This is a genomic window from Iodobacter sp. (assembly GCF_025352645.1).
GTDB lineage: Bacteria > Pseudomonadota > Gammaproteobacteria > Burkholderiales > Chitinibacteraceae > Iodobacter.
The window spans coordinates 1-4,310 of sequence record NZ_JANXSO010000167.1 but is presented as its reverse complement, the minus strand read 5'-3'; the positions used below and the strand labels follow the sequence as shown (position 1 = coordinate 4,310).

The window sequence follows — 4,310 nt, the reverse complement described above, 5'->3', positions numbered from 1 at the left end:
AGAAATCATCGATATCTCAGCGATTCCCTTTTATAACGGCGATATTGCCGCTAGTGATCGCCCTGCGGTGCTGATTGAGCTGCTCGCCAAGATTGCCGCCGCCGATGCGCTGGTGCTGGCCTGCCCCGAATACAATTACTCCCTAGCCCCTGCGCTTAAAAACGTCATCGACTGGGCTTCGCGCGAAGCCGATAACAAGGTACTAAACGGTAAGCCTGTCGCCATTTTAGGCGCAGCGGGTGGCATGGGCTCATCCCGCTCGCAATACCATTTGCGCCAAGTTTGTGTATTTGTAAACTTGCTGCCACTGGCAAAACCCGAAGTTTTTGCCAATGCCTTTGCGGGTGGATTTGATGCCAATGGCAATGTGACGGATGAAGCCATCAGCAAAAATGTAGCGGCACAGATGGTGGCGCTGCAAGCATGGACTAAGCAGTTACAGAAATAAGCTTGGGTGGGCATCAAGTTAAGACAAATACATCACAAAAGGGCTAATTTTTATAGGGTGTGCAAGTCGCTCTTCTTGCGCACCGACCTGATTTTAATCTGGCTCCAGCTCGCTTTGATAAAGCGCTAAATCTTTAACCACAGAGTAAAATGAGAGCACAGAGGGCCACAGAGAAAACCACCGAATCTATCGTTTCCTCTGTGAAACTCTGTGCTCTCTGTGTTCTCTGTGGTTCGAGATTTTGCTTACTTAGCAAGCAATTCGCTCATCAAGGATGAATCTCATTTAATCCTGCCAGCGATACACATCCATCGCCAACACGCCACCGGTAATGCCACTATGGCTGCGCTCTACTTTCCCGCCCTGAGCTGCCCCCATCACCACAAAAATCGGTAGCAGATGCTCGTCTGTTGGATGAGCACGGCTGGCTTCTGGAGCCTGACGGCGGTAATCAAGCAGGGCATTAATATCGTTCGCCAAGAGCTTCTCGTTCATCCATGCCTGAAAAGCCGGCACATACGCGGGAACACGCGGATCGCCCTCAGTGATATCGCCCATTACTTCATACAGATTATGAGTGAGGCTGCCGGAGCCAATAATCATCACCCCTTCCTGCTGCAACCCAGCTAAAGCCTGCCCTAGGCGGTAATGATGCTCGGGGCCTTGCCTTGGCTGAATAGACAACTGCACTACCGGCACATCGGCATCTGGGTACATCACCCGCAGTGGCACCCAAGCGCCATGATCCAAACCTCGGCTAGGGTGAACGGCCACCGGCAAACCTGCGGCCTCTAATACGCCCGCTACTTTTTCTGCCAACCACGGCGCGCCGGGCGCTGGGTATTGCAAATCAAACAGCGCCGCAGGAAAACCACCAAAGTCGTGAATCGTCTCCGGCTGGCTGGCCGCACCCACCGCAGGCTGCAAAGAGCCCCAATGCGCCGACACCATCAAAATAGCCTTAGGCTTAGGTAAATCAGCCACCAGACGCTGCCAAGCTAAACCCGTTTCCCCAGCATCCAAAGCCAGCATGGGAGAGCCGTGTGAGATATAAAAACTGGGAAACATGGTTAATCCTTGGTGTGAGTATTTTAAAAACCTGAAGCACCTTAGGGTGGGCACTCGGTTTAGAGTACCCACGCGGCCTTCGGAGATGAACGCGTGGGCATAAAAACTTGCCCACCCTACGCCTCTATGTTTTCTGTGGTTAAAGATCTGGTTTAAATCTTAATCCGCAAAGCGTGGTGAGCGTTTCAGCGCAAATGCACCGTCCCCCATCAATACTTGTACCAGCGCCGCAGCAATCAAAAACACGGGATATTCCCAGCCGCCGTTGGCATTGCCAAACGACCAGCCATTAGCCAAATGAACCGTGCTTGCACCAATCAATACCGGTAACAAGGCCGCTGCCACTAAACGTGGATAAAGACCAAGCAGCAAGAACAAGCCACCAAACACCTCAGCCCCCGCTACCGGATAAGCCATCCAGCCAGGAAAACCTACCGAGGCAAAAAACTGTGCCGTACCCGGCAGAGTAAACACAAACACCTTAGTTAAACCGTGCGCCAGAAACATAACGGCAAGAGCAAGGCGAAGAACAAGAGCTGCGTAGGGGGCGGTTTTGTTATCAATCATTTTGAATCTCCAGTGGTTTGCGCCATGTGTTTGGCATCGATGGAGTGCAGTATGACGATTGCCACCTGAGGGATAAATACAGATATCCTCAAATAATTATCCCTAAATATGGGATAATTAAATGGGTGTTGGGTGTGGCCCAAAGCAAAGTCAAAAAGATCTTGTTTAGTGCCTTCGGCACGTTGATTTTGGAGCGGTTAGCCACCGCGGGGCCTTCCTTTCTTGCTTCGCCAAGAAACGAAGCCAAGCGACAAACTCAAAAGCACGAAGGCCCCTCATCTGCGGACAATCGAGCGGCGGCTGCGGAACTCGCTTTGCTCAAACAGTCCTCGCCGAAACCCCGCCCGCTTGTTCCTCGCTTCGGCGTGCTTCAAGGGGAGATTTAAGCCCCGTGCCAAAAGCGTGGTCATTACGTTTTTTCTTTGTTTGCTACTAAAAAATAAATTAACTGCACACAACAAAAAAGCATTAGGGACAGCGCTCTTGATACGGGGCTATAAAATCCCCTTAAAGCACGCCGAAGCGAGGAATAAGCAGCTCGGGGTTTCGGAAAAGGGGTAGCGGGCTTGCTCCCGAGCAGCCTTTTTCGCCGAGCTGATTATCCGCAGTGAGGGGCCTTCGTGCTGGTCGGGGCGGCTTTCTTTGCGTACTAGGATTTCTGGCCGTTCAAGAAAGTGAGTCCCACGCGGGGGATTCCCGCACCAAAACCACCGTGCCAAAGGCACTAAAAAAATCTTTTTGAATTTGATTACGGCGGGATCCACCCGCCCCAACACGAGCCACCATTATGGACAAACTTACCGCCATGCAAGTCTTTACCCGGGTCGTTGACGCGGGTAGTTTTGTAAAAGCTGCCGATCAGTTGGATATCTCCACCAGCGCGGTATCGCGTTTGGTGGCCGAGCTGGAGGCGCATTTAAATACCCGCCTCTTGCAGCGCAGCACCCGCAAGCTCAGCCTCACCGAGGCTGGCCGCCTTTACCATGCTCGCTGTTTACAGATTTTGGGCGATGTGGCCGAGGCCGAATCGGAGCTGGGGCAGGAAGGCCAGCGGCCCTTTGGCTTGCTGCGGATTAATGTGCCAGTGTCTTTTGGCCAGCTACATCTATCCCCGCTCATTGCCGCCTACCAAAAAGCCTATCCCGATGTGGTGGTAGAGATTGAGCTATCTGATCGCAGTATTGATCTGGTAGAAGAAGGCTTTGATCTGGCGCTACGCATCTCCGGCCAGATCACCGACACGCTGGTGGCGCGGCGTTTGGCGACGATTCGTATCGTCACAGCAGCAGCGCCAAGCTATCTGGCACAACACGGCAGGCCGCTCACCCCCGCCGATTTAGCCAATCACAACTGCCTGATTTACACCAATGGTAGCCGCCGTGGCGAATGGGATTTTAGCGGGCCAGACGGCGATATCACGATTAAAGTGGCCGGACATTTCAGGGCCAATAATGGCGATCTGCTACGCCGCGCAGCGCTGGCTGGCGAAGGCATTATTTGCGAGCCGAGCTTTTTAATTGGTGAAGACTTAGCCAGCGGCTCACTAGAAATCCTGCTGCCCGATTACACCACACCCCAGCTCGCCCTCTACGCCGTCTACCCCAGCCGCCGCCACCTCTCCGCTAAAATCCGCAGCTTTATCGACTTTCTGCCCGCACAAATGAGCGAACCACCTGTGTGGGATGGCTGGATGAAAAAATAGTACATTTCTGCCGTGTAAAAACCCAAATCTTGAACCACTTCGATCTTAGAAGACACAGAGTTACACAAAAAAAACCATTACATATCCAAAGAGATTGCCCATGTATATTGCCCACATTGCCACCTTCGGACACCACCTCATGAAATCCACCTTACTCATCAGCGCCCTCTGTTCGCTCTTAGTGGCTTGCGGTGGAGGCGACGTCACAGTCAATAGCGATGGCATTAATATTGTTGGCGTCGATACCGTCCCCACCATCAATGCCCTTCGAGTGCTTGCTGGGGAAAAAGACGCCAATGGCATCACCCCAATTAACAACGGTTTCTTTAGCGTGGAATGGGATGCAAAAGCGGTGGATGTGGCAACTTTTAATCTCTACCTCAGTAAAGATGCGCTGGTCAGCAGCGATGATACCGATTTGTTTTTTACGCTAAACCCAGAAAAAAACGCCCGAGCAACCCTGAAATGGGAGGCCGACAAAGACAACATCTCGCTATCTGGCGTACCCACCTCGGTTAACTCATT

The 4,310-nt window shown here is 52.3% G+C and carries 6 protein-coding genes; 4 read left to right on the top strand and 2 right to left on the bottom strand.

The genetic code is table 11. The annotated features are described in order from the left end of the window. Positions 1 to 448, top strand: a 448-nt coding sequence (locus Q0R17_RS18450) for an NADPH-dependent FMN reductase (protein WP_293937763.1), incomplete at its 5' end; no start/stop codon positions are given. A 285-nt stretch (positions 449 to 733) separates the two neighbouring features. Here the strand turns inward: Q0R17_RS18450 and Q0R17_RS18445 are convergent. Both Q0R17_RS18445 and Q0R17_RS18440 read right to left on the bottom strand, forming a co-directional pair. After that, on the bottom strand, positions 734 to 1,516 hold the full coding sequence (locus Q0R17_RS18445; RefSeq protein ID WP_293937761.1) for a class III extradiol ring-cleavage dioxygenase: 783 nt from the start codon (positions 1,514 to 1,516) through the stop codon (positions 734 to 736). 159 nt (positions 1,517 to 1,675) lie between these two features. Then, positions 1,676 to 2,083 carry a DoxX family protein gene (locus Q0R17_RS18440; protein WP_293937759.1) on the bottom strand — a complete coding sequence of 136 codons (408 nt, stop codon included), beginning with the start codon at positions 2,081 to 2,083 and terminating at the stop codon, positions 1,676 to 1,678. Between the two features lie 26 nt (positions 2,084 to 2,109). Here Q0R17_RS18440 and Q0R17_RS18435 point away from each other — a divergent pair, with 26 nt between their 5' ends. From Q0R17_RS18435 to Q0R17_RS18425, 3 genes are all read left to right on the top strand, one after another. Further along, entirely contained in the window at positions 2,110 to 2,469 is a 360-nt protein-coding gene (locus tag Q0R17_RS18435) for a hypothetical protein (RefSeq protein WP_293937757.1), read from the top strand. A 401-nt stretch (positions 2,470 to 2,870) separates the two neighbouring features. After that, positions 2,871 to 3,785, top strand: coding sequence for a LysR family transcriptional regulator (locus Q0R17_RS18430; protein ID WP_293937755.1), 915 nt, complete (start codon positions 2,871 to 2,873; stop codon positions 3,783 to 3,785). Between the two features lie 100 nt (positions 3,786 to 3,885). Beyond that, positions 3,886 to 4,310: hypothetical protein (locus Q0R17_RS18425; protein ID WP_293937754.1), on the top strand; the 425-nt coding region annotated here is incomplete at its 3' end.